Origin of the sequence: Candidatus Leptofilum sp., from assembly GCF_965223525.1 — a bacterium.
In the GTDB taxonomy this organism is placed as follows: Bacteria; Chloroflexota; Anaerolineae; order Promineifilales; family Promineifilaceae; genus Leptofilum.
In genome coordinates this window covers 2,191,550-2,213,466 of sequence record NZ_CBDCWX010000005.1, presented here as the reverse complement: position 1 = coordinate 2,213,466, position 21,917 = coordinate 2,191,550, and the positions used below count along the sequence as shown (strand labels likewise).

The 21,917-nt window shown below is 53.4% G+C and carries 15 protein-coding genes; 13 read left to right on the top strand and 2 right to left on the bottom strand.

Features of this window, described 5'->3' with window-relative positions:
* Nucleotides 1-13: 13 nt before the first annotated feature.
* Nucleotides 14-3,856, bottom strand: a complete 3,843-nt coding sequence (locus tag ACOQPM_RS15130) for a protein kinase domain-containing protein (protein ID WP_420630100.1) — start codon at nt 3,854-3,856, stop codon at nt 14-16.
* Between the two features lie 157 nt (nt 3,857-4,013).
* On the opposite strand from ACOQPM_RS15130, the gene ACOQPM_RS15125 reads away from it, so the two are divergent.
* Nucleotides 4,014-5,204 carry a metallophosphoesterase gene (locus tag ACOQPM_RS15125; protein WP_420630099.1) on the top strand — a complete coding sequence of 397 codons (1,191 nt, stop codon included), beginning with the start codon at nt 4,014-4,016 and terminating at the stop codon, nt 5,202-5,204.
* A 417-nt stretch (nt 5,205-5,621) separates the two neighbouring features.
* Here ACOQPM_RS15125 and ACOQPM_RS15120 read toward each other — a convergent pair whose 3' ends face one another.
* The gene (locus tag ACOQPM_RS15120) at nt 5,622-8,516 is read right to left on the bottom strand and encodes a tetratricopeptide repeat protein (protein WP_420630098.1); all 2,895 of its coding nucleotides are present in this window, start codon (nt 8,514-8,516) and stop codon (nt 5,622-5,624) included.
* Nucleotides 8,517-8,750: 234 nt separating this feature from the next.
* Here ACOQPM_RS15120 and ACOQPM_RS15115 point away from each other — a divergent pair, with 234 nt between their 5' ends.
* The 12 genes from ACOQPM_RS15115 to ACOQPM_RS15060 all read left to right on the top strand — a co-directional run bounded on the left by ACOQPM_RS15115 (nt 8,751) and on the right by ACOQPM_RS15060 (nt 21,892).
* Nucleotides 8,751-9,053 carry a hypothetical protein gene (locus tag ACOQPM_RS15115; protein WP_420630097.1) on the top strand — a complete coding sequence of 101 codons (303 nt, stop codon included), beginning with the start codon at nt 8,751-8,753 and terminating at the stop codon, nt 9,051-9,053.
* Between the two features lie 62 nt (nt 9,054-9,115).
* A complete protein-coding gene (locus ACOQPM_RS15110) occupies nt 9,116-9,832 on the top strand; it encodes a hypothetical protein (RefSeq protein ID WP_420630096.1) in 717 nt (238 codons plus the stop codon).
* 84 nt (nt 9,833-9,916) lie between these two features.
* The gene (locus ACOQPM_RS15105) at nt 9,917-10,945 is read left to right on the top strand and encodes a CBASS cGAMP-activated phospholipase (RefSeq protein WP_420630095.1); all 1,029 of its coding nucleotides are present in this window, start codon (nt 9,917-9,919) and stop codon (nt 10,943-10,945) included.
* Nucleotides 10,946-11,233: 288 nt separating this feature from the next.
* Entirely contained in the window at nt 11,234-12,775 is a 1,542-nt protein-coding gene (locus ACOQPM_RS15100; RefSeq protein WP_420630094.1) for a class I adenylate-forming enzyme family protein, read from the top strand.
* Nucleotides 12,776-12,867: 92 nt separating this feature from the next.
* Nucleotides 12,868-13,710 (top strand): alpha/beta fold hydrolase, encoded by an 843-nt coding sequence (locus tag ACOQPM_RS15095; protein ID WP_420630093.1) that lies wholly within the window; start codon nt 12,868-12,870, stop codon nt 13,708-13,710.
* Between the two features lie 25 nt (nt 13,711-13,735).
* On the top strand, nt 13,736-15,280 hold the full coding sequence (locus tag ACOQPM_RS15090) for a class I adenylate-forming enzyme family protein (RefSeq protein ID WP_420630092.1): 1,545 nt from the start codon (nt 13,736-13,738) through the stop codon (nt 15,278-15,280).
* A gap of 53 nt (nt 15,281-15,333) precedes the next feature.
* Complete coding sequence (locus ACOQPM_RS15085) at nt 15,334-16,140, top strand: alpha/beta fold hydrolase (protein ID WP_420630091.1); 807 nt, start codon at nt 15,334-15,336, stop codon at nt 16,138-16,140.
* Between the two features lie 2 nt (nt 16,141-16,142).
* Nucleotides 16,143-17,669 carry an acyl-CoA synthetase gene (locus ACOQPM_RS15080; RefSeq protein ID WP_420630090.1) on the top strand — a complete coding sequence of 509 codons (1,527 nt, stop codon included), beginning with the start codon at nt 16,143-16,145 and terminating at the stop codon, nt 17,667-17,669.
* Nucleotides 17,670-17,806: 137 nt separating this feature from the next.
* Nucleotides 17,807-18,187, top strand: a complete 381-nt coding sequence (locus tag ACOQPM_RS15075; RefSeq protein ID WP_420630089.1) for a MaoC family dehydratase — start codon at nt 17,807-17,809, stop codon at nt 18,185-18,187.
* Nucleotides 18,184-19,386, top strand: a complete 1,203-nt coding sequence (locus tag ACOQPM_RS15070) for an enoyl-CoA hydratase-related protein (protein ID WP_420630088.1) — start codon at nt 18,184-18,186, stop codon at nt 19,384-19,386. The genes ACOQPM_RS15075 and ACOQPM_RS15070 overlap by 4 nt, the downstream gene beginning before the upstream one ends.
* A 114-nt stretch (nt 19,387-19,500) precedes the next feature.
* Nucleotides 19,501-21,015: an ABC transporter substrate-binding protein gene (locus ACOQPM_RS15065; protein ID WP_420630087.1), complete on the top strand. Its 1,515-nt coding sequence runs from the start codon at nt 19,501-19,503 to the stop codon at nt 21,013-21,015.
* 94 nt (nt 21,016-21,109) lie between these two features.
* Nucleotides 21,110-21,892 (top strand): ABC transporter ATP-binding protein, encoded by a 783-nt coding sequence (locus ACOQPM_RS15060; RefSeq protein WP_420630086.1) that lies wholly within the window; start codon nt 21,110-21,112, stop codon nt 21,890-21,892.
* The last annotated feature ends 25 nt before the right edge of the window (nt 21,893-21,917 follow it).

Below are 21,917 nucleotides of genomic sequence, written 5' to 3'. Positions count from 1 at the left end.
AAAATCAATTAATTTAGACCTCTAGCCTGTTCTTGAGCTGACTCAACAAATGGTTGTGGTTTAAAAATACGGCAATTTCCTTTGCCTCTAGCCAAGCGTTTAGGCTTTGTTGAGGTTGCCCAAGTTGTTTATAAATATCACCTAAATGGCGTAAAGCATAGGCATACCCCAGCCGCTCTTCAATCTCGCGGAGTATTTTGAGGTTTTGCTGAGTTATTTTCAGAGATTTTTCGGGTTCACCTAGCGCCAGATGATTTAAACTAATTTCATTTAAAACCATAGCCTCGTATCGTTTATTGCCGCGCCGACGAAAACCATCCAGGCTTTCTTGAGCCAATACATCTGCCTCAGTGTACGCTTCTTGCATACTGTAAATAGCAACCAGCAAATAGTTTGCCAGCCCTTTTTCTACAGGGTCTTGAATGCGTTCGCTTTTTTCTTTTGCGCTGATTGCCTGTTTTTTAGCCTGATCTAGGTTCCCGTCCCGAATTTCAATATTGGACAATAATCTGTGCATTTTTGTTTGCCCAAATTGATTTTCAATAGTTCGGTGCATTTCCATGGCATGTTCGGCAACCTGCTTAGCCCTTTCAATGTTGTCATCTAATTCAAAATAAACCCTGGCTAATTGTTCAGTGGCGTTGGCTTCTATCTCTTCATCATTAAGCTGTTTGGCAAAAGCAATGCTTTGTTGCAACTGTCTTTCAGCATCTTGATAATGACCCTGGTCAAATAGGATGCAACCTTGAAAGTAATATGATTTTGCAATGCCCGCACCCTCTTCGAGCCGATAGTAAATGTTTACGGCCGTTTCCAGCTTTCCCCACGCCGCATCATAATTACTTTGCTCAATGGCTACCTCGGCCCAGTTGAGCAGCGTGTGCGCCAGGTCTTCGTCAGAGTCCAGCTTTTTTGCGGCCGTTTCTGCCAGAGCATAGGCGGTATTTGCATCGTGATAACGGCCGTATCTAAACCAACTCGTTCCCAAAGCGGCCGTCAAATCCAGCACCAGCCGCCAAATTCGCTCGTCGTGCGCCACCTGTACAGACGCCAGCAAATTTTCCCATTCTGGATCAAGTGCCTCGAAATTTTCCTGGTTCTCTTGAGCATATTCGAGGAAGTAGCGCACCATCCTCTCGTTGGCGACGTCGTTGTCGCCCAGCTTTTCGGCGGCAAAGTCAGCCAGCAGCGGATGCTGCTTGTAGCGCGTCTCACCCACCTCTTGCACCAGCGAGAGCGTGGTGAGTGTGTACAAATCATCTGCGGCCAGATACTCGTTCCAGTCGGCCACAGCGGCCAGGGCTTCGGCGGTGAACGGCCGTCCACCAAACACGGCAATCTTGGTGAAAAATAGCTGCAAATCCTCGTCCAGGGCATCCCAACTTACTTCAAATGAAGCCCGCACGGCCGAATCGCTAATGGCCAAGCCGAGCCGCTGCTGTTCATCCTGCAAGCGTTGCGCCATTGCTGCCAAGCTCATCCGGGCGCGAGACTTGAGCCGCTGGGCGGCAATCTCTACCGCCAGCGGCAGGTGGTGCAGCAGGTCACCAATTTGTTCAGCGGCGGCCGCTTCATCCGGGTTAGCCTGAACGCGCTGCTCACCCAAAATCTCGGTCAGCAAAGCCCGACTGCTCTCTGCCGACAGTTCCGGCACAAGGTAGGCGTGGGCGTTGAGTGCGGCGGCAATGTCCAGGTTGCGGGTGGTGAGCAACACCGCGCCATGTCCCCCATGCAGCAACAGCGGACGGGCTTCGGCAGCGTCATCCACGTTGTCCAGCACCAGCAGCGTTTGCTTGTCTACCAGCAGGCTGCGTACGGCCGTTTCCCGGCTGGCCAAATCGGTCAATCCACTAAAATCGTGGTCGTAAGCCCGACCCCACAGCTCCAAAATATTGCTGGGGTCGCTGCTGTGCGTGTTGGCCCACAGCACGCCATCGGCAAAGTGAGGGCGCAAATGGTTGGCAACGGCCGTTGCCAACGACGTTTTGCCAATGCCTCCCATCCCCACCAGAGCCACCACCTGCTCCTGCCGCAGCAAATCGGCCAACTCCGCCAGCACCACCTCGCGCCCCACAAAGTGCGGCGGCGCATTGGGCGCCTGGAAGGGGCCGGTGGGCGCAGCGGGTGGCGGCGCAACCGGCTCGGACACGGGCGGGGGCGTATTGAGAACAATTTCATTCGCTGTGCCAGCCTGCACGCCCTGTAAAATGGCCTCTAGCGCAGCGCCCACCTGCCGCACTGAGGCGATGCGCTCATTTTTATCTTTTCGCAGCATGTACTCCAGCAAATCAGTGAGGGCTGGCGGCAAATCGTGGCGAATTTGGCCAATGTCCGGGACGGGTTCTTGCAAGATGGCCATGACGGTGGCGGCGGAGGTTGGTTTGGCAAACGGCCGTTCCCCCGCCAGCATCTCATACAGCAGCAAGCCAAAGGCCCAAATGTCCGCCCGCTCGTCCAGCGGCTCACCCTGACACGCCTCCGGACTGAGGTAGGCTACCGTGCCCAAAATTGCCCCATGTTGCGTGAGGGTGGAATCCTCACCCAGCCGCGCAATGCCAAAATCGGTTAGTTTGGGACGGCCGTTTGCGTCCAAAAGCACATTCGCGGGCTTGATGTCCCGGTGCAAAATATTCAGGCGATGGGCGCGCGTCAGCGCGTCGCTTAAGTCGAGGACAATGCTCAACACTTGGGACAACGGTGGCTGGGGCTGATTTCCTAAAAAGTCGAGCAAATCACCCCCCTCGACCAGCTCCATCACCAAATAATGATGGCCTTCTTTTTCATCGGTGGCCAGCAGCTGCACAATGTTAGGATGAGACAACTGGCGCAATGCGTCTCCTTCACGCCGGAACCGCTCAACAAGCTGTGGATCGCTCGCCACGCGACTGCGATCCAGCATTTTAATGGCGACAGGCTGCCCCGTCAGCCTGTTTCGCCCGCGATAGACCGTTCCCATCGCACCCTGCCCAATTTGTTCGCCCAACTCATATTTTCCAGCGATGAGGTCAGCCTCGTCTTTGCCAAAGGCACCCGCCTCAATTTGCGCCGCCAGATTGGCCGTCTCGCGCTCCGGCGGAGCACCTAGCTCCTCACTCAGCACTTCTTGGCAGATGGCAAACTGTGCCAGCGCGGCACTGCGGTCACCAGCCAGCGCCAACGCCCGCATGAGCTGCCGATGGGCAGACTCTCGCCACGGCTCAAAAGCAAGCTGGCGACGGGCTGTTGCTTGGGCCGCCACAAAATTTGCTTGGGTGATTTGTCGCTCAGTCAAATCATCCATTGCCGAAAGTGCCAGCCGGTGCAGGCGTTCCCGCTCCTGCCGCAGCCAACTTTCAAACTCCAGGCTGTCGCAGGTAAAGCCGGGGAGGAGTTCGCCTTGGTATTGGGCAACGGCCGTTTCCAATTCCCCATGCGCCAAATCTGCCAAAAAAGCCTGCACATCCAGCCTGTAATCACATTCCGGGTTCCACTGAATAGTTTGACGGCTTACCAACAAGAAGGGATTTTTTGCCACAGAGGACATAGAGGTTTGAGAAGATAAGCCCTCTTTTTTCTCCGTGTCCTCTGTGGCTCCTATTTCAAGCAGTTGGCGTAATTGGTAGAGGGTTTGGCGCAGATTTTTTTTGGCGGTGCTGTCTGGCACGTCGGGCCAAAAGAGGGTGGCGAGGAGGTCGCGGGGGAACGGTCGTTCCGCCTGCAAGATCAAACAAACCAGCAACCCTTGCGTGTTCACCGAACGAAAATTAGTAAGGGGAACCCCATCCAATTTCACCTGAAATGTGCCAAAAAAAGAGACTTCTAGCAGGGACATGAGCCATTTTACGCAAAGCGGCCGTTTTTGACGATACCTGTTCACATTTTGCTGACGACTGCTGCTTAAACTGACGCAGGAACATTGATAAGATTTTCGTTTATCAAATTACCAACCAGACTTTTGAAGTTTTTATCTCTGGAAGCAATGCAACTTTGTGACAAAACTTCAAAAGTCTCCGTCGCAAGTTTGGAGGAATCGTATGTTAAAACGTATTTGGCAAGCCATCGTAGAAATGTGGCAACAGAAGTCATTAAAAGCAGGTTGGCACTCTTTTTTAGAAGCAAATATCATCGCCGGACTAAGTCGAGCCTATGCCAATGAAGCATGTCTGGCTGAGCTGCCAACCATCAATCTGGATGATAATCACACAAAATACATCATCTTTTCAGATCAGCATCGGGGCGGGCGAAATGGCGCGGATGATTTTCAAGCATCTGAGCGTGCCTACAACGCGGCACTCGCCTACTATTTTGAGATGGGCTACCATCTGATTGCCTTGGGTGATGTGGAGGAGTTGTGGGAAGAACGGCCGTCCAAAGTGTTGAAGAAATACAAGCATTCGCTTAAATTGGAGGCGCAATTCCACGAAGACGGCCGTTACCATCGCGTCTTTGGCAACCATGATGATATTTGGAAATACGGCCGTCTCGTCAATTTCTATTTTCGGAAATATTTTGGAGACAAAGCGCTAACCGTCTTTGAAAGCCTCAAAATCCCGGTTCAAAAAGGTGAGCAAGCAGTGGGCGAATTTTATTTGGTACACGGTCATCAAGGCTCAATAGAAAGTGATTATCTGACCCATTTTTCGCGCCTGTTTGTACGCTACTTTTGGCGATACTTTCAGCAAATCACCAGGAAACGCCTCAACACCCCAGCCACCGACTGGCGCAAACGCAAACGCACCAATGAAGCCATGTACAACTGGGCAGAGGCACAAAAAAATCTGGTTCTCATCACGGGTCACACGCATTACCCCGTCTTTGAATCCAAAACGCACGAAGCCCAGTTGGTAGAAGCGTTGGCCAATGCTGCTGACCCTGCCGAAAGAGCCGCCCTTGCCGCTGAGCTGGAATGGGTGCGGGCGCAAGGCAACCAGCCTACACATGCAGACGAAGCATACCCTGAAACTGAAAAATCTTGTTACTTTAACAGCGGCTGCTGTAGCTTCTCTGATGGCAAAATTACGGGGTTAGAGATTGCAGATGGCCACATTCGCCTGATACGCTGGCCAGACGGCACGGGAGAACCTAACGTCAAAGAGCTAACCTCCGCACCGCTCGATGAGGTACTTGCCACCGTCAACCCGCATTTCACTGTTGAAAAATCAGCCAGCACGGCGGCTGTTGCTTCCCTCGCTACCAATGGTCATAAGCACAGCACGGCAGCCTAACCAAACTGTTTCACATCCTCAACTTTGAGGCCATATTTTTCCTGAGAGTGTCGTCTAGGCGATACTCTTTTTTTTGTCTCCCACTATCAAAAACTCGCTGACGATTCGCTGACGCTACCCCAAAAATCTGCTGACGAACTAGAGACGGCCGTTCGCTATCCTGCAATCACTTAAGCAAAGGGACAACCGGCCGGAACACCCAATGCCCCACAACTTGTATCGGAACAATCAGTTCGTAAAGGAGATTCAAATGTATAGCGTAATGATTTCGGGTGTTCTATTTTTGTCACAGATCGTACTTTTAATTAAGCCAGTTGTTGATGTGACCTTGATGTGTAGCAGTGGCGGTTGCCACACTGGTGGCTAACAACGTACCCCACGGGAATGGATGACAAGTTCATTCCCGTTTCTTCTTTTCTAGCCAATTTTCATTTCAACTTCCCCTAGCAGTGCTGAAGCTTTTCCCAACCAATCCTGATCCCCCACTTGTTCAAAAAATAGGCGCGCTTTTTCAACGGCCGTTTTCGCTCCATCAACATTTCCCGCTTGCCAAAAATTCCAGGCCAGATTGTAATTTAGCATTCCCTGGATGTGCCGATCGCCCGTTTGCTCGGCCAATTGCAGGGCAACATCAAACATTTTTTTGGCTCTCTCAAACCTCTGCTGGGCTGTGAACAAGCTGCCCAAATTGCCCAATGTATTCATTTCACCGCGAACGTCCTGCACAGACCGATTCACATTGAGGGCTTTATACAGGTAGCTTTCTGCCTGCCCCAATTGATTCAACGATTGCGCCACAAACCCCATGCTGGTGAGGGTATTTGCTTGCCACCGAAGATTTTTAAGCCGCTGCCAAATCGCCAAGGCAGCCTCAAGATTAACCAAAGATGCCTCATTTTTGCCAGCCAATGTGCTTACAACGCCAATATGATAGGTAGCCACACCAATCAGCGACTCAAAATTTTGAGTTTGAGCACCAGCTAACGCTTTGTGTAACCGTCTGGCCGCTTTATCCAATTGACTCTGCCGCCACAACGCTTCGCCCCAGGTGATGTTTAGCCGAGCGATGAGCCACGCCTCGGTTGTTTGGGGCAATGCTTCTTCAATTATTTTGATTGCCTGTGGGTAATCTGACAGGCGGACGTACATGGCCGCTTGTTGGGTGAGCAGTTGAGCCAGGGCTTCCGGCTGTTCCTTTGCCTGCAAACCGTCTGCCGCATGTGTAAAAAGGCGCAACCCTTCGCGGTAAAAACCGCGAAGCTGGCAAAAGTCGGAGAGGGGGACGAGTGCCGCCAGAATGGGCGAATAATCTTGATGGGTTACGGCCGTTGCCCACGCCCCCTTCACATTTTCCCAGGCACGGGCAATGCGCTGCACTGCCAAATGCGGCATCTCGCCGTTGAGCGCGTCAGCCAAATCGGCCACCGCCCGCAAATAGTAATGGCTGTGCCGCACGATGGCCTGATTGTTGGGGAAACCGGCCAGCTTTTCAGCGGCAAATTGGCGCAGCAGGGCATGTAGCGCAAACCGATCCTCCTGCCTTTGCAGCAGCGATTTTTCTACCAAAGTGTGTATCTCATGCAGCGTTGCCTCTGTCACGGCCTCGGCTGCGGTTTCGCTAAATGGTCCCAAGAAAACTGAGAGGCTGGCCAATTGCGCCCGCTCTGCCTCGGTGAGCAACACCCATGAGCTATCGAACACGGCCCGCATGGAGCGGTGGCGTAGTGGAATGTCTCGCCGCCGCGTAGCCAATGTATCAATAGAATGCTGAAGGGCTGCCATAAGCTGGGGCGGGGTCTGATGCCGCAACGCTGCCGCAGCCAGCTCTAACGCCAGCGGCAAGCCTGCCAGCAGACGGCACAGGGTCACAATGTCGTCTATATTGTCATTGTTGAGCTGGAAACGGCCGTTTGCCCTCTGGGCTCGGTCCATAAAAAGCTGTACGGCGGGAAAGGTGGTAGGGTCTTGGGGAACGGCCGTTGTGTTCAAAAATGGGTCAGCAATGAGCGGCAGCGGCAGGCGCTGTAGCGGCAGCACCCATTCTGCCTGGAAATTCAGCGGTTCGCGCGAGGTGCAAATGATGCACACGCCCTTCGCCTGCTGGAGCAAATCCAGCACCAGCCCCGCCCCATCCAGCAGCGGTTCAAAATTGTCCAGCACCAGCAACATTTTTCGCTCCCGCAAAAAGATAAGTAGCTGTGCTTTGCTGGGTTGTTGTCCCGCCAATGGTTGATCGAGGGCTTGTAATACGGCCGTAGCTATTGCATCTTCTAAATTCGTTGTAGATTCCACACCAGCTAGCGGCACAAACCAAACGCCATCGGCAAATTGCTGCCGCAGCTGCCACGCCACTTCCAGTGCTAACCGCGACTTGCCAATGCCCCCCTCGCCCACCAACGTCACCAGCCGATAATCCCGGTTGGTAATGCGTTCACGCACGGCGACCAAATCTGCCTCACGGCCAAAGTGGGGGGTGACTAGGGCAATCAGATTATGCTGTTGGCGCGTCTGAATGGTGATTTCATCGCCAGCACTGATCTTTTCAGCCAGTTCGCTGGTTTCCGGTTCTGGCATGACAGCTAGCTCCGCCCACAAAATTGCTTTGCACCGTTCAAATTGAGCCTTTGCCGCCTGGCGGTCGCCTGCCAGGGCGTGTGCCTGCATGAGTTGGCGGTGCGACAGTTCGCGCCACGGCTCTAACGCCAACTGTCGCTGCGCTAGCGCTTTGGCTTCAGCCAAATTACCGCTGCCCAGCAGCCAATCGGTGCGCTGCTGCAGCGCATCTAACGCTGAGCGATGCAACCGCTCTCGCTCTCGTCGCAGCCACGCTTCGAATTCCAAACTATCGCAGGTGAACCCGGGCAGTAGTTCGCCAGCATAACAACCATCTGGGTGGCCAACGGCCGTTGCCAAATCCCCCAGCTTCAGCGCCTGTAAGAAAGCGGTCACGTCGCATTGGTAGTCACTATTGGGGTTAAATCGCACGGTTTGGCGGGTGACGACGAAGTACGGCCGTTCCTCACTGGTTCCCTTCTCCAACAATTTTCGCAACTGGTACAGCGTCTGGCGGAAGTTGGTCCGGGCCGTACTGTCTGGCTCGTCGGGCCAGAACAACGCCGCCAACACATCCCGTGACAGTGCTCGCCCCGGATGCAGCGCCAGGTAAACCAACAATCCCTGCACATTGGCCGAGCGAAATTTAGTAATAGATTTATCGCCCAATTTCACCTGAAATGTGCCTAAAAAGGAAAGGGTAAGCTGCGCCATGATGAATTGTAAAACGCAAGTCCGCTTTACGCGAAAACTGTTCACGAATTGCTGACGGCCGTTTCCTACCCTAACCGCACCTTATTCCGCTCATGTTCAAGAGAGATAACCATCTTTGTATTGCGTATTCTGTTAATTTTTGGTTACACAACATTTTTTATCCACAAAGCCGCACGTAGATACACGAAGAACTATTACTTGGTGTAACTTCGTGTCCTTCGTGGAAAAATTGCGACTTTGCCGCCTTAGGCAATACGCACGATTCCTGAAGGGGAAAAATTGAGTTACTACCGCACCGTGACCGTTTACCACTTACCCGAAAGGCGCAGCGAAGGCATTGAAAAATTAAAGTCGCTATGCCAATTACTTAACAATTACGGAGCAAAAACCGAAATTCTAACCAATTTCGCTGGAGACAGCTTTCACATTCATGTGGTTTCCCGCTTTGATACGCTGGTTCAATTTGAGGCACTCAACGCCTGGGCTGCCACCAACCCAGAATACCAGTCGTGGCTACAATCGGTGCAAGATTTATTTGACTGGAACCGAACACAAACCAATCTGTACACCATCATCGTTTGAACCAAATCAGTTCCACAATTAAACTAGGGGCGCTCTTGCTGATTTAAGCTGGAAGGATTTTTATGCACCGACGACCCATTCAACAATTACGTCACCTATTTTTTTTTGCAGTGGTGACGGCCGTTTTCCTATCATCAATAGTCGCTTTATTGCGCAATGGCAGTGGTCAACCCACACAATCTCGCTTTGCTTTCAACCAACCAGCCATGGCAAATGCCAGCCCCTCGCCGGCCGAAGCTTTTACATATTTACCGCTCATCATGGTGCCTGAGGCGCCTTGTGTTTATATGGAAACAGATGACGCCGTTGTGATTGAAATAGAATCTGTACCTGCAGCAGAAGATTGGCAGTTTGAAACTAGTTTTCCCAGCTACACCGGCAATGGCTACTACGTTTGGCGCGGGCCAGAACAGTATGGCACTCCCGGCATCGGCGTCCTCACTTACCCCATCAGCGTAACAAAATCGAGCGATTACCAACTAAATATCCGCAACTCTCATCCCACCAACCCTAGTTTGTACAACGACGTCTGGGTCAGGTTAGACAACGGCCCCTGGATAAAATCCTTTTCTAACGTAATCAATGCCTGGACGTATGATTTCAACTTCGACCAAGGTGGCAATTTGGGTGCAGCCATTTTTAAGAACGTGACAGCCGGAATTCATACAATAGAATTGTCCGCTCGGTCGGCTGGATTTCGCCTGGATCGCTTGGTGTTTTCGGCCAATGGCAGTGGGCAGCTTGAAACAGAGCCTGAATCACCCTGTGTCGTTCCCTAAATACAAACAAACATTCACTCCCCTTTCACACAACCGATCCCGCAAAAACGGCCGTTCCTTCGTTTAACTTTGCAGGAGGTTGTCATGAACAAACAGACGCGTATTCTTACAATTGATGGGGGTGGTATCCGTGGTCTGATTCCGGCGCGGATTTTGGTGAGCCTGGAGCGTAAGCTCCAGCAGCGCACTGGGCGGAATGACGCTTATCTGGCCGAATATTTCGACCTGATTGCAGGCACCAGCACCGGTGGTTTGATTACCTGCTTGCTGCTAGCTCCAGGCGAGAATGAGTGGACGCCAGCGTTTACAGCGCAAGAGATCGTAGACTTGTATCTGAATCACGGAACAGAAATTTTTGATGCACCGCTGAGTAAGCGCATCCGCTCACTAAACGGTCTGGTTGATGAGCGGTACCAGGCGACTGGTTTTGAGCGATTGATTGACGAGCGCGTGGGGGATTTGTGGCTCAGTCAGCTCATCAAGCCATGCCTCATCACCGCCTACGACGTGACGCGGCGCAAAGCCAAATTCTTCACCCAGCATGACGCCCGCAACGACGACAAGGATTACCCAATCAAGGTGGTGGCGCGGGCTACATCGGCCGCACCAACTTATTTTGAAGCCATGCCGGGTGAAAACGGCCGTACGCCCTACGCTTATGTAGATGGGGGCCTCTTCGCCAACAATCCCACCATGTGCGCCTATGTGGAAGCGTACCGCAAGCTGGCAGACCAACCCACTGCCGAAAATATGGTCATCCTGTCATTGGGTACCGGGCAAATATCCCGATCGTACCCGTACCACAACGTGAAGGATTGGGGCATGGTGCAATGGATCAAACCGCTTATTGATATCATGATGGCCGGGATGTCGGAAACGGTAGATTACCAGATGCGGCAGTTGTTCACGGCACACGGCCGTTCCAACAGCTACCTGCGGCTCCAGGCCACTATTGCCAAAGATGACACCGAACTGGCCGAGATGGACAACGTAACGCCTGCTAACATGGAGCGTCTGCTGGCGCTTGGCGTGCAGCTTGCCGATGAACACGAAGCCGAATTAGACGCCCTCGTCGAAGAACTGCTGTCTGTCGAGGAACCAACACCAGCCTAAAAGCAAAATACGACACGGAATCGTTAAGCGCAACCACAGTTGGGGGCGTCCCACCACCAAAAAGTGCAAAACTCCCAACATCTTCTCCGCACGAGGGCGCTTCGCACCTCGTGCGGGCAGTCATCGCTCTGTGTAATTCTTCAGCAAGCTCAACTGCCCAATTTTCTGCAATTGGGCAGTTTGTTACTTTTAGGCAACCTCGCTTTGTTAAACTGCCCAAACGGATGAGCAGCCGCTCGATTTTGGCGACTGCTGACAGGAAGAAGCGCAGCAAAACGAGGGATTTTTATGCACGTGAACATCGGGACGTTGTTACCCCGGCACGCAACCTATCGTCCACACCACACGGCCGTCATCTTCCAAAATCATACCCTTACCTTTCACCAGCTAAACGGCCGTGTCAACCGCATTGCCAACGCTCTGGTGCAGCTTGGGCTGCAAAAAGGCGACAAGCTGGCCACCATTTTGCCCAACTGCCTAGAGCAGCTAGAGCTTTTTTGGGCAGTGGCCAAGCTGGGCGTGGTCATCGTGCCCCTAAGCCCGATGCTACGCGGCAGCGGCCTCAGCCGCCTCCTGAATGATTCTGACAGTGTGGCCGTGGTCACCAATGCAGGCTTTGCCCCCGAACTGGACAGAATTCGCGACGAGCTAACCAACATCCCGGCGGCGAACTTCATTTTGATTGATGGCAACTTGGGTGGATACCAGGATTATCAGGCACTAACGGCCGTTTCCCCCGAAACCGAGCCTCCTTTTACGGCCGTACATGAAGAAGATCCGTACAACATCATCTACAGCAGCGGCACCACCGGGCTGCCCAAAGGCATTGTGCATACCCATGCCATCCGCGCCGCCTATTGCACTGGCTTCGCCACCGCCTACCGCATCACGCCGGAAAGCGTCATTTTGCACACAGGCTCGCTGGTGTTCAACGGCGCTTTTCTCACCCTTATGCCCGCTATGTTTCAGGGCTGCACCTACATTTTGCACCCCTATTTTGATGCCCAGGCACTTATCGAAACGGTGATACAAGAAGAAGTGACGCATCTGCTCATGGTACCCTCCCAGGTCATTGCCATGATGCACGCACCCAACTTCGATGCTGCCAAAATGCAATCGCTGGAGATGATTTGCTCCGTGGGCGCACCGCTGCATCTGGAACACAAAGAAGCGCTAGACCGCCACCTGCCTGGCCGTTTTTACGAACTGTACGGCCTCACCGAAGGCTTTGTCACCATTTTGGACAAATACGATTATCCCAACAAGCCAGGCAGCGTGGGCGCACCGCCGCCCCTGTACGAAATGAAGATTGTGAACCTGGAAGGCAAGCCGTGCGCTCCTGGCGAGGTGGGCGAAATTGTGGGGCGCGGCCCCATCACCATGGCGGGCTACTACAAACGGCCAGACCTCACCGCCAACGCCCTGCGGGACGGCTGGCTGCACAGCGGCGATTTGGGGCATGTGGATGAAGATGGCTTCCTTTATCTCGTCGATCGGCAAAAAGATTTGATCATCTCTGGGGGGGTGAATGTATACCCACGCGATATTGAAGAGTTGATTGTGCAGCATCCGGCGGTGCGAGAAACGGCCGTCTTCGGCATACCAGACGACAAGTGGGGCGAAACCCCCATGGCCACCGTCATTTTGAATGAACCGGGCGCGATTAGCGAAACCGAGCTACGCGACTGGGTTAACGAGCGCGTCGAGGCCCGCTACCAAAAAGTAAGCCGCCTCGTCATCATGGATGATTTTCCGCGCAGCGTGGCGGGCAAAACGCTCAAGCGCGTCATGCGCCAGCCATACTGGCAGGAGCGCGGAACGGAGATTTAGTATTCAGTAATCAGTGAGCCAGTAATCAGTCAAACCAAAACTGAATACTGACCTACTGAACACTGACCAACTGACCTACTGAAAATTGGACTATGGACAAATTCACCCAAACCAACAACATCACCCTCCACTACTTGGACCACCCTGGGGGCGAGCCGCCTGTCATCATCATGCACGGGTTGTCGGCCAACGCCCACTTTTTTGATGGGCTGGCGGCCAGTAGCTTGCCCAATCGGCTGCTGGCGGTGGATTTGCGCGGGCGCGGCCAGAGCGATAAGCCAGCAACTGGCTACAGCATGGCCGAACACGCCGCCGATATTTTGGGGCTGATGGATAATTTGGGATTGGAACAAGTAATTTTGGCCGGACATTCCTATGGCGGTCTGCTCACCTGCTACTTAGCGGCCAACTTCCCGGAGCGCGTCAGCAAATGTATTGTGATGGATTCCGGCTTTATGCACCCCAGAGTCAGGGAGCTAATCAAGCCATCGTTGGACAGGCTCAAGCAGCGGATTCCATCGTGGGAAGCGTATCGGGATGCAGTGAAAAGTGCAGCGTATTGGCAGGGGTATTGGGATACGGCCGTAGAAAACTACTACCGCGCCGATGTGCAAACCTACGACGATGGCTCTGTACAGGCACGCTCCAAGCCAGAAACCATCGCCGAAGCAGTAGACAAAGGTCTGGATGAACCATGGCAAGAGATTTTCGGCCGGGTGCAGCAACCCACCATCATGCTGCACGCACCTGGCTCCTTTGGCGCGCCGGGCACGTCCCCCGTCGTGCCGCCAGCCCAAGCCGAGGAAACGGTAAACGCCCTGCCCAACTGCCGTTACAAAGCCGTCCCCGGCAACCACATGACCATGCTCTTTGGCGAAAATGTGGAAACGTTGGCGCAGGAAATTATTACCTTTTTGCAAGAGACTGGAGATTAGAGACTAAAATCAGTCTCTAGTAAAGATGAACGCATCACATTTACTAAGCAAACGAGCCGAATTAACCCCCAACCGGGTGGCACTGCGCGAAATCGCCAGCGGGCAAGATTTTACATTCGCCCAACTCAACGCGCGGGTCAACCGCGCCTGCCACTTTTTGCAAAACAAGCTCGGTGTGCAAAAAGGGGATGTGATCTCGCTGCTGGCGCACAACAGCGTCATTTACGTTGATTTGCTGTACGCCGCCACCAAAATCGGGGCGATTTTTGCACCGCTAAATTGGCGGCTGGTGGCCGATGAGCTGGCCTACATCGTGCAAAATTGCGGCTCCAAACTGCTTATTTGCGGGCCAGAATTTACAGACACCCTGGCAGAGATGCTGCCCAACATTCAAGTGGCGCATCTGGTGAGCGTGGAAGGCGCACAGCTTGCCAACGCCTGGGTTTATGAAGATGAGTTGGCGAAGGCAGAGGATGGGGAACCGGAACGGCCGTCTCTCCATCCCAACGACACCGCCTGCATTCTCTACACCTCTGGGACCACCGGGAAGCCAAAGGGTGCCATGATTCCCCACCGCCAAATTGTGTGGAACGCCATCAACACCGTCATTAGCTGGGGATTAACGCAGGACGATATTTCGCCCATTTTTACGCCAATGTTCCACTCTGGCGGGCTGTTTGTTTTCCTGACGCCGCTGTTTTACGTGGGCGGGCAAATTGTGCTGCTGCGCCAGTTTGATGCCGTAGAGACATTACGAGTTGTTGAAGAAACAAAATGCACCGTTTTGCTGGGCGTGCCCACCATTTTCCAAATGTGGCTGGACTCGCCAGAACTGGTAAAAACCGATTTCAGCACCATCCGCTGGTTCATTAGCGGCGGTGCCCCCTGCCCGGTGTCGCTCATCGAGGCGTGGCGGCAGGCGACGGGCAAGCCATTCCGCCAGGGATACGGCCTCACGGAAGTGGGCACCAACTGCTTCAGCATGAACAACGACGATCCTGTGAAGAAACCGGGCACGGTGGGCAAACCGATTTTCCATAGTGAAATGAAGCTGGTGGATGAAAACGGCCGTACCGTCCCCACCAATCAAACCGGCGAACTGCTCATCAAAGGGCCGCACGTCACCAGTGGCTACTGGAAAAACCCGGAAGCCACCGCCAAAGCATTGCGCGACGGCTGGTTCCACACGGGCGACATGGCGCGGCAGGATGAAGATGGCTACTTTTACATTGCTGGGCGGTTCAAGGACATGATCATCAGCGGGGGCGAGAATGTGTACGCCGCCGAGGTCGAAGCCATCTTTGTGGCACACGACGCCGTAGCTGAAGCGGCACTTATCGGCCAGTCAGACGAGAAGTGGGGTGAGATTGGGGTGATGGTGGTGGTGGTGAGCAACGGCCGTTCCGTCACCGAGGCTGAGTTAATCAAGCATTGCCAGGGCAAGCTAGCCCGCTACAAAATTCCCAAGCGTGTCATCTTCATCGATGCCCTGCCCTACTCGCCCTATGGCAAGGTGATCAAAGCAGAACTCAAAGAAACTGTATTTGGAAACGTGAAGGATGAAACGTGAAACGTGAGTTTTGTCACGCATCACATTTCACGCATCAAAAAACAAGGAAAAATATGGCAAAACTAACTGCAAACGGCATCACAATGACCTACGAAATTGAAGGCAACGGATCGCCGCTGGTGCTAGTGGCCGGGCTGGGCTACAGCCGCTGGATGTGGCACAAGATGGTGCCCGGGCTAGCCGAAAATTTCACTGTGATCAGCTACGACAACCGGGGGTCAGGGGAAACCGACAAGCCCGCCGGGCCGTACAATGCCCAACTGTTGGCCGATGATTTGGCAGGTTTGCTGACTGAACTGGCGATTGAGCAGACGGCCGTTTTCGGGCATTCGATGGGTGGTTTTGTGGCGCAGGCATTTGCGCTGGCTTATCCTGAAAAAGTGACACATCTGATTTTGTCGGCTACCAACTTTGGCGGGCCGCGCCACGTGCCCGTGACGCAAGAAGCCTTGGCTGTGCTTATGGACATGACCAGCGACCCCGTCACCCGGCTGCGGAATGGTATCCTCATTAGCTGCGCCGAAGGGTTTGCTGAACGTCAGCCTGAGGTTGTGGAGGCGTGGCTCAACTATCGCGCTCAGAATCCCGTTGACCCGGCAGGCTACCAGGCGCAGATGGGCGTGGGGCTGTCGTTGATGTCTGAAGCGGCCTGTTTTGAGCATCAATTAACGGCCGTCACTGCGCCCACGCTCATCATGTCTGGGGATGAAGACAAAGTAGTCCCGCCCGCCAATGTAGATTTGCTCAAAGGCGTCATGCCACACGCAAAAACGGCCGTCATCCAACAAGCCGGTCACTTTTTCCCATTTGAACAGCCAGAAACGGCCGTTGCCATTGTCACGGAATTTTTGCAAGGCTAATCATGTACCATTTCGATTGGATTCAGCGCCACGCAGAGCGCACGCCAAACAAGCTGGCTTTGGTTGATGACCACAGCGGGCAGCAGCTAACTTACGCCCAGTTCAACGAGCGTGCCAATCGACTGGCGCACTTTTTTGTGCATCAGCTTGGCCTAGAACAAGGGGATCGTATCTCCATTTTGGCGCACAACAGCACCGATTACTATTTTGCCCTATTTGCTTGCGCCAAGAGCGGCACCATCCTCAACACGTTGAATTGGCGGCTTTCTGTGCCAGAGTTGGCATTTATTGTGAATGATTGCCAGCCAAAAGTGATGATTGTGGACGAGGCTTTTGCGGAAACGGCCGTTGCGCTACGCAAAACCGTCTCAGTCGAGCATTGGATTTTTCTGGGAGCAGAGGCCGAAGCGGACGATTGGACCTACGAGGCAGCCCTCGCGGCGGGTGACTCAGCAGGCATACCCGACCCACGTATGAAATATGAAGACACCTGGGCCATTTTGTACACCAGCGGCACCACGGGTCGCCCCAAAGGCGCACAGGTGACCTATGGCAACTTTTTCTACAACGCCGTGGGCATGGGTCAGGCTATTGATTTGTCTTCGCGGGATGTGAACCTGAACGTGCTGCCGTGCTTCCACGCTGGAGGGCTGGGTTTGTATGCAGGCCCCATCTTCCATGCTGGCGGTACGCTGGTGGTGATGCGCCAATTTGAACCAACGCGGCTGCTGCAACTGATTGAGCAGTGGCAGGTGAGCGTCATTTTGCTGGTGCCTGCCATCTACCTGATGCTGGCGCAAACGGCCGATTTCAGCCAATACGATTTAAGCAGCATCCGTAGCTGGGGCAGCGGCGGCTCCTCCCTGCCCCCGTCGGTAGTGCATGAGTACGCCAGCCGAGGCATCATCATCCAACAAGGGTTTGGCATGACGGAAACCGGGCCAACGGTGTTCCTGCTCACCAAAGAGGATGCGGTTCGCAAGGCCGGGTCTGTCGGCAAGCCGGTGCTGCATACCGAGGTGTGCATTATGGATCGGGATGGCAATGTGCTGGGGCCAAACGAGGTGGGCGAACTGTGTATTCGGGGTGGCAACGTCACCACGGGCTACTGGAACATGCCAGAAGCCACGGCAGAAGCCCTGCGCGACGGTTGGCTGCACTCTGGTGATGCGGCCGTTTACGACGATGAAGGTTTTTACACCATTGTGGATCGCTGGAAGGATATGTTCATCTCCGGCGGCGAAAATGTATATCCAGCCGAAGTGGAAAATGTGATTTACCAACATCCAAGCGTGGCGGAAACGGCCGTTATCGGCATCCCGCATCCCAAATGGCAAGAAGTTGGGCTGGCGCTGGTCGTTACCAAAGAAGGCGCATCTCTGACCGAGCAGGAGCTAATTGATTTTTGCCAGGGCAAATTAGCCCGATTCAAAATTCCCAAGCAGGTGCGTTTTGTAAAGGAACTGCCGCGCACGGCCGCAGGCAAGGTATTAAAACGCGAACTACGCGAAATGGTGGCTGCTGACTGACTCTTGACGCAGACATCAAAAGTCTTTCAGGCAACTTGCTCTAAACAACTAGCAGCTAAGTCTTTTGATGTCTTGGACACGGATAAAAGCAAAAAAGATCAATGCAAATCCGTGAAAATCAGTGTCTAAACAATAATATGCAACTAGATTTAGAAACAACGATTCAGGAAGAGAGGACATTCACCCAGGCAGAATTTGGTGCTTTTGCCAAATTGAGCGGGGATGATAACCCTATTCACGTTGATCCTGAATTTTCGGCACGAACGCGGTTTGGTCGCACGGTGGCGCATGGCATGTTTTTGTACAGCGTGGTTTGTGGCGTCATTAGCCGTCACTTTCCAGGCGCGGTGCAGCTTTCGCAATCGTTGATGTTTCCAGCACCCACCTACGCCGATGAGCCAATGACGATTTCTGTGAAAATGTTGGGGCAAAGCGGAAATGAGGCGCAACTTTTAACCGAAATGAAAAATCATGAAGGCACAGTCACCTTTACTGGGGAAGCAGTGATTTTATTATGACGCAATCCGAATCGCTTGTTTTGCTGCATTTTGAAGGGGCAACGGCCGTTATCACCCTCAATCGCCCCCAGCGGCACAACAGTTTGGTTCCGGCCATGCTGGCAGCCATGCTAAACGTGCTGGCAACCGTAGCTGCAAATGAGTCGGTGCGGGCGGTGGTGCTGCAAGCCAACGGCCGTTCCTTCTCCACAGGCGGGGATGCGCTAGGCTTTGTGCAGCACGCCGATAACATGGAACCGTTCGCCAGAGAAATTGTGGGGCTGCTCAACCAGGTTATTTTGGCGATGATCGATTTGCCCGTGCCAGTGATTACGGCCGTACATGGCATTGTCACGGGCGGCTCGATGGGCTTCATATTGGGGTCAGACATCGTTTTGGTGGCACCAGAAGCCAGCTTTGCCCCCTTTTACAGCGAGGTTGGCCCTAGCCCAGACGGCGGCTGGGCGGTACTCCTGCCCCTGATCATTGGACCACGCCGCGCCGCTGAGGTTTTGTATTTGAACCAGGCGATTGATGCGGAAACGGCCGTATCCTGGGGATTGGCAAACCGTGTCGTCCCAGCAGAAAAAATTCAGGCAGAAGCTTTGAGCATCGCCGCAGCTATCGCCGCCAAAAAGCAGGGCAGCATTCGCCACACCAAGCGGCTGCTGCACTTAAACCGCAGTGAAATAGCGGCACGATTAGCAACGGAGCTTGACCATTTTGTGGCTCAAATGATTACAGTTGAAGCCATTGATGGCTTCCGAGATTTTGTTGAAGCGCGTGGCAGAAAGCAAGCAAAGGTGGCTACCAAAAATGGCAATATGAACCATCTAGCCGTTGGTCAAGAAGCCAGTGCCAGCCGCACCTTCACCGCCGAAGACATCGCCTTCTATCGGCAGCTCTCCAGCGATAAAGGTCTGAAATTTGGCACTGCTGCCGCCAAACCGGATGAGGAAACTGTCCCTGGCTCACTGCTCAGCGGCATGTTTTCAGATTTATTAGGCACCAAGCTACCTGGGCGCGGCACCAATTGGCTCAAGCAGTCGCTGGCTTTTCCGGGTGTGGCGCATGTCGGTGAGAGAGTAACGGCCGTTGTCCGAATCATTCGCCTGCGACCAGAAAAAGCATTGGCAAACCTGCACACAACTTGTGTAACTCAGGCTGGCGCTGTCGTCTGTGAAGGCGAGGCGTTGGTTCTGGTGAAAGATTTGGAATGAAGTTGAAAATTTTGGTAATGGAGGTGCTTATGAAATGAAGCGCAGACAGAGAGTAACGCCCAACTTGGGCCATGAAATATCTAATTTCGTTACATTATTTTGGAGGAAAAACCTATGAAACGTCGAATCACTTTACTCACCCTGATGATTTTTATGCTCTCTTTGGTGCTGGTTGCCTGTGATGCCGCCACCGAAGATGCGATCAACGATGCCGCTGAGCAGGTACAGGATGCGGTTGAAGAGATTGCCCCTACTGTAGAAGCGGCTGTCGAAGAGATTGCCCCCACTGTGGAAGCGGCTGTTGAAGAAGTGGCACCCACAGTAGAAGCGGCCGTTGAAGAAGCCACGGGCGGCGATGATGAAGAAACTGCTGACGAAGAGGAAATGGCTGATGAAGAAATGGAAGACGAAGCCATGGCCGAACTCAGTTGTGAAGAACCAATCAAAGTGGGGCTTATCACCGATGTAACAGGCGCTTTGGCCATTTACGGCGCACACGTGACGCGCGCTTTCCCGTTGGGCATGGAATATGCCACTGGCGCACCTGGTACCGAAGGCGACGGCTACACCTCTTACATGGTGGATGGCTGCGAAATCCAAGTCTACGTCCGTGACGACCAGAGCAACCCAGAAAATACCGCCACTGTTGGCCGTGAGCTCATCGAGGTTGAAGGTGTGGATATTTTGGTGGGTACGGTTAGCTCCGGTGCCACCGCTACGCTGCAAGAACTGGCGCGTGAAAACGAAGTTATCCACATTGCTGCCCCCGCTGCTGCTAATGATCTGACGGGTGCTACCTTCAATGAATACTCCTTCCGCACCAGCCGTAACAACTACCAAGACGCTGTGAACATCTGCGCTTACTTGGCTAGCCAATACAGCAGCTTGGTTCAAATTGCGCCGGACTACTCCTTTGGCACAGGTAGTGCTGCGGCTTTCCGCGATGCCTGTACGCTGGAAGGGGCAACCTTTGTCGGCGACGATATCTTTGCCCCAGCCGACACCACTGACTTCACCTCCTATATGGATCCCATCTTCGACGCGATTGATAATGGCGCGGAAGCGTTCATTGTAACCTGGGCTGGCGGTGGCTTCGTGCCGCTGCTGCAAGCTGCCACCGACAGCGGCGTACTAGATGAGATTCCAATGGCCGCAGGCTTTGTAGACAACGTGGTCATGCCCGCTTTCTTCTCCAATGCCATTGGTTCTACCAGCGGTATCCTCTACCACTACACCTTCCCGGACAATGAAATCAACGATTGGCTGGTGGAGCAAACCCAAGCGCAGCTTGGCACCTTCCCTGATCTGTTTGATGCCGATGCGATGAATGCAGCCATTCTGGTTGTGGAAGCATTGAAGGCCACTGGCGGCGATGCCAGCGCCGCGGCTCTGATTGACGCCATGGAAGGCATGGAGTTTGAAGGACCAAAAGGCACCATCTACATCCGTCCCGAAGACCATGTAGCTATTCAGGATATGTACATTGCCACACTGCTAAACGTGGATGACACTGAGTTCAAATATTTTGAACTGGTGGACACCAACCGGCCAGATGTACCTTGTCTGTTGCCAGAAGAGTTGGTAGACCGCTGTGGCGATTTGCCTGTAGGCAGCCTTAGTGGAGAGTAATCGGTAAACGGTAATCCGTAATCGGTGAACGGTAATCGGTTCTGAGAGACCGATTACCGTTTACCGAACACCGATTACGGTAAATGGAGTCGAGATGGCCGATTCAATCATTCTGGAGACGAAAAGTCTGCGGCGGGAGTTTGGAGCATTGGTAGCGGTGGATAATGTGAGCCTGCAAGTTGAAGCAGGGTCGCTGCACTCTATCATTGGGCCAAATGGTGCTGGGAAAACGACATTTTTCAATTTGCTGAGTGGCAATATTCCGCCTACGAGTGGCAAAGTGCTGCTGCGGGGCAAAGATATTACCAATGTTCCCCTGTACAAGACAGTGCATTTGGGAATCGGCCGTTCTTTCCAGATTACCAACATTTTCCCCAACCTGACAGTGCTAGAGAATATTCGTTTGGCAGCGCAGGCGTTGGGCAAAGACAGCTTTCGACTGTTTCGTTCCCACCGCGCCTTTACAAAGTATGAAGCACGCGCCTGGGAAGTGATTGAGCAGGTAGGCTTGATGAATGAAGCCTTGCTGCCTGCCCGCACCTTGCCACACGGGGCGCAGCGCAAGCTGGAGCTGGGCATGATTTTGTCGCCAGACCCGGAAATTTTGCTGCTGGATGAACCGACAGCGGGCATGGCCTCAGAGCAGGTGCCGGAGCTGATGGCGCTCATCCAAAAAATTCAGGCTAAAGGAAACAAAACCGTGATGCTAGTGGAGCACAATATGAACGTGGTAATGACCGTCTCTGACAAAATTACGGTGATGCACCATGGCAGCGTGTTGGCCGAGGGTACGCCAGCCGAAATTTCGGCCGATGAGACGGTGCAGACGGCTTATTTGGGTCATTTGTATGAGGATTCGGCCGCATCGCCACAGTAAGCCCAGTGAGAAGTTAAACTTTTGT

Excerpts from the sequence above, each read along its gene's own strand:
- ACOQPM_RS15070 (WP_420630088.1), top strand. The coding sequence starts at position 18,184 with ATGACGCAATCCGAATCGCTTGTTTTGCTGCATTTTGAAGGGGCAACG.
- ACOQPM_RS15060 (WP_420630086.1), top strand. The coding sequence starts at position 21,110 with ATGGCCGATTCAATCATTCTGGAGACGAAAAGTCTGCGGCGGGAGTTT.
- ACOQPM_RS15065 (WP_420630087.1), top strand. The coding sequence starts at position 19,501 with ATGAAACGTCGAATCACTTTACTCACCCTGATGATTTTTATGCTCTCT.
- ACOQPM_RS15100 (WP_420630094.1), top strand. The coding sequence starts at position 11,234 with ATGCACGTGAACATCGGGACGTTGTTACCCCGGCACGCAACCTATCGT.
- ACOQPM_RS15080 (WP_420630090.1), top strand. The coding sequence starts at position 16,143 with ATGTACCATTTCGATTGGATTCAGCGCCACGCAGAGCGCACGCCAAAC.
- ACOQPM_RS15110 (WP_420630096.1), top strand. The coding sequence starts at position 9,116 with ATGCACCGACGACCCATTCAACAATTACGTCACCTATTTTTTTTTGCA.
- ACOQPM_RS15095 (WP_420630093.1), top strand. The coding sequence starts at position 12,868 with ATGGACAAATTCACCCAAACCAACAACATCACCCTCCACTACTTGGAC.
- ACOQPM_RS15075 (WP_420630089.1), top strand. The coding sequence starts at position 17,807 with ATGCAACTAGATTTAGAAACAACGATTCAGGAAGAGAGGACATTCACC.
- ACOQPM_RS15090 (WP_420630092.1), top strand. The coding sequence starts at position 13,736 with ATGAACGCATCACATTTACTAAGCAAACGAGCCGAATTAACCCCCAAC.
- ACOQPM_RS15105 (WP_420630095.1), top strand. The coding sequence starts at position 9,917 with ATGAACAAACAGACGCGTATTCTTACAATTGATGGGGGTGGTATCCGT.
- ACOQPM_RS15085 (WP_420630091.1), top strand. The coding sequence starts at position 15,334 with ATGGCAAAACTAACTGCAAACGGCATCACAATGACCTACGAAATTGAA.
- ACOQPM_RS15125 (WP_420630099.1), top strand. The coding sequence starts at position 4,014 with ATGTTAAAACGTATTTGGCAAGCCATCGTAGAAATGTGGCAACAGAAG.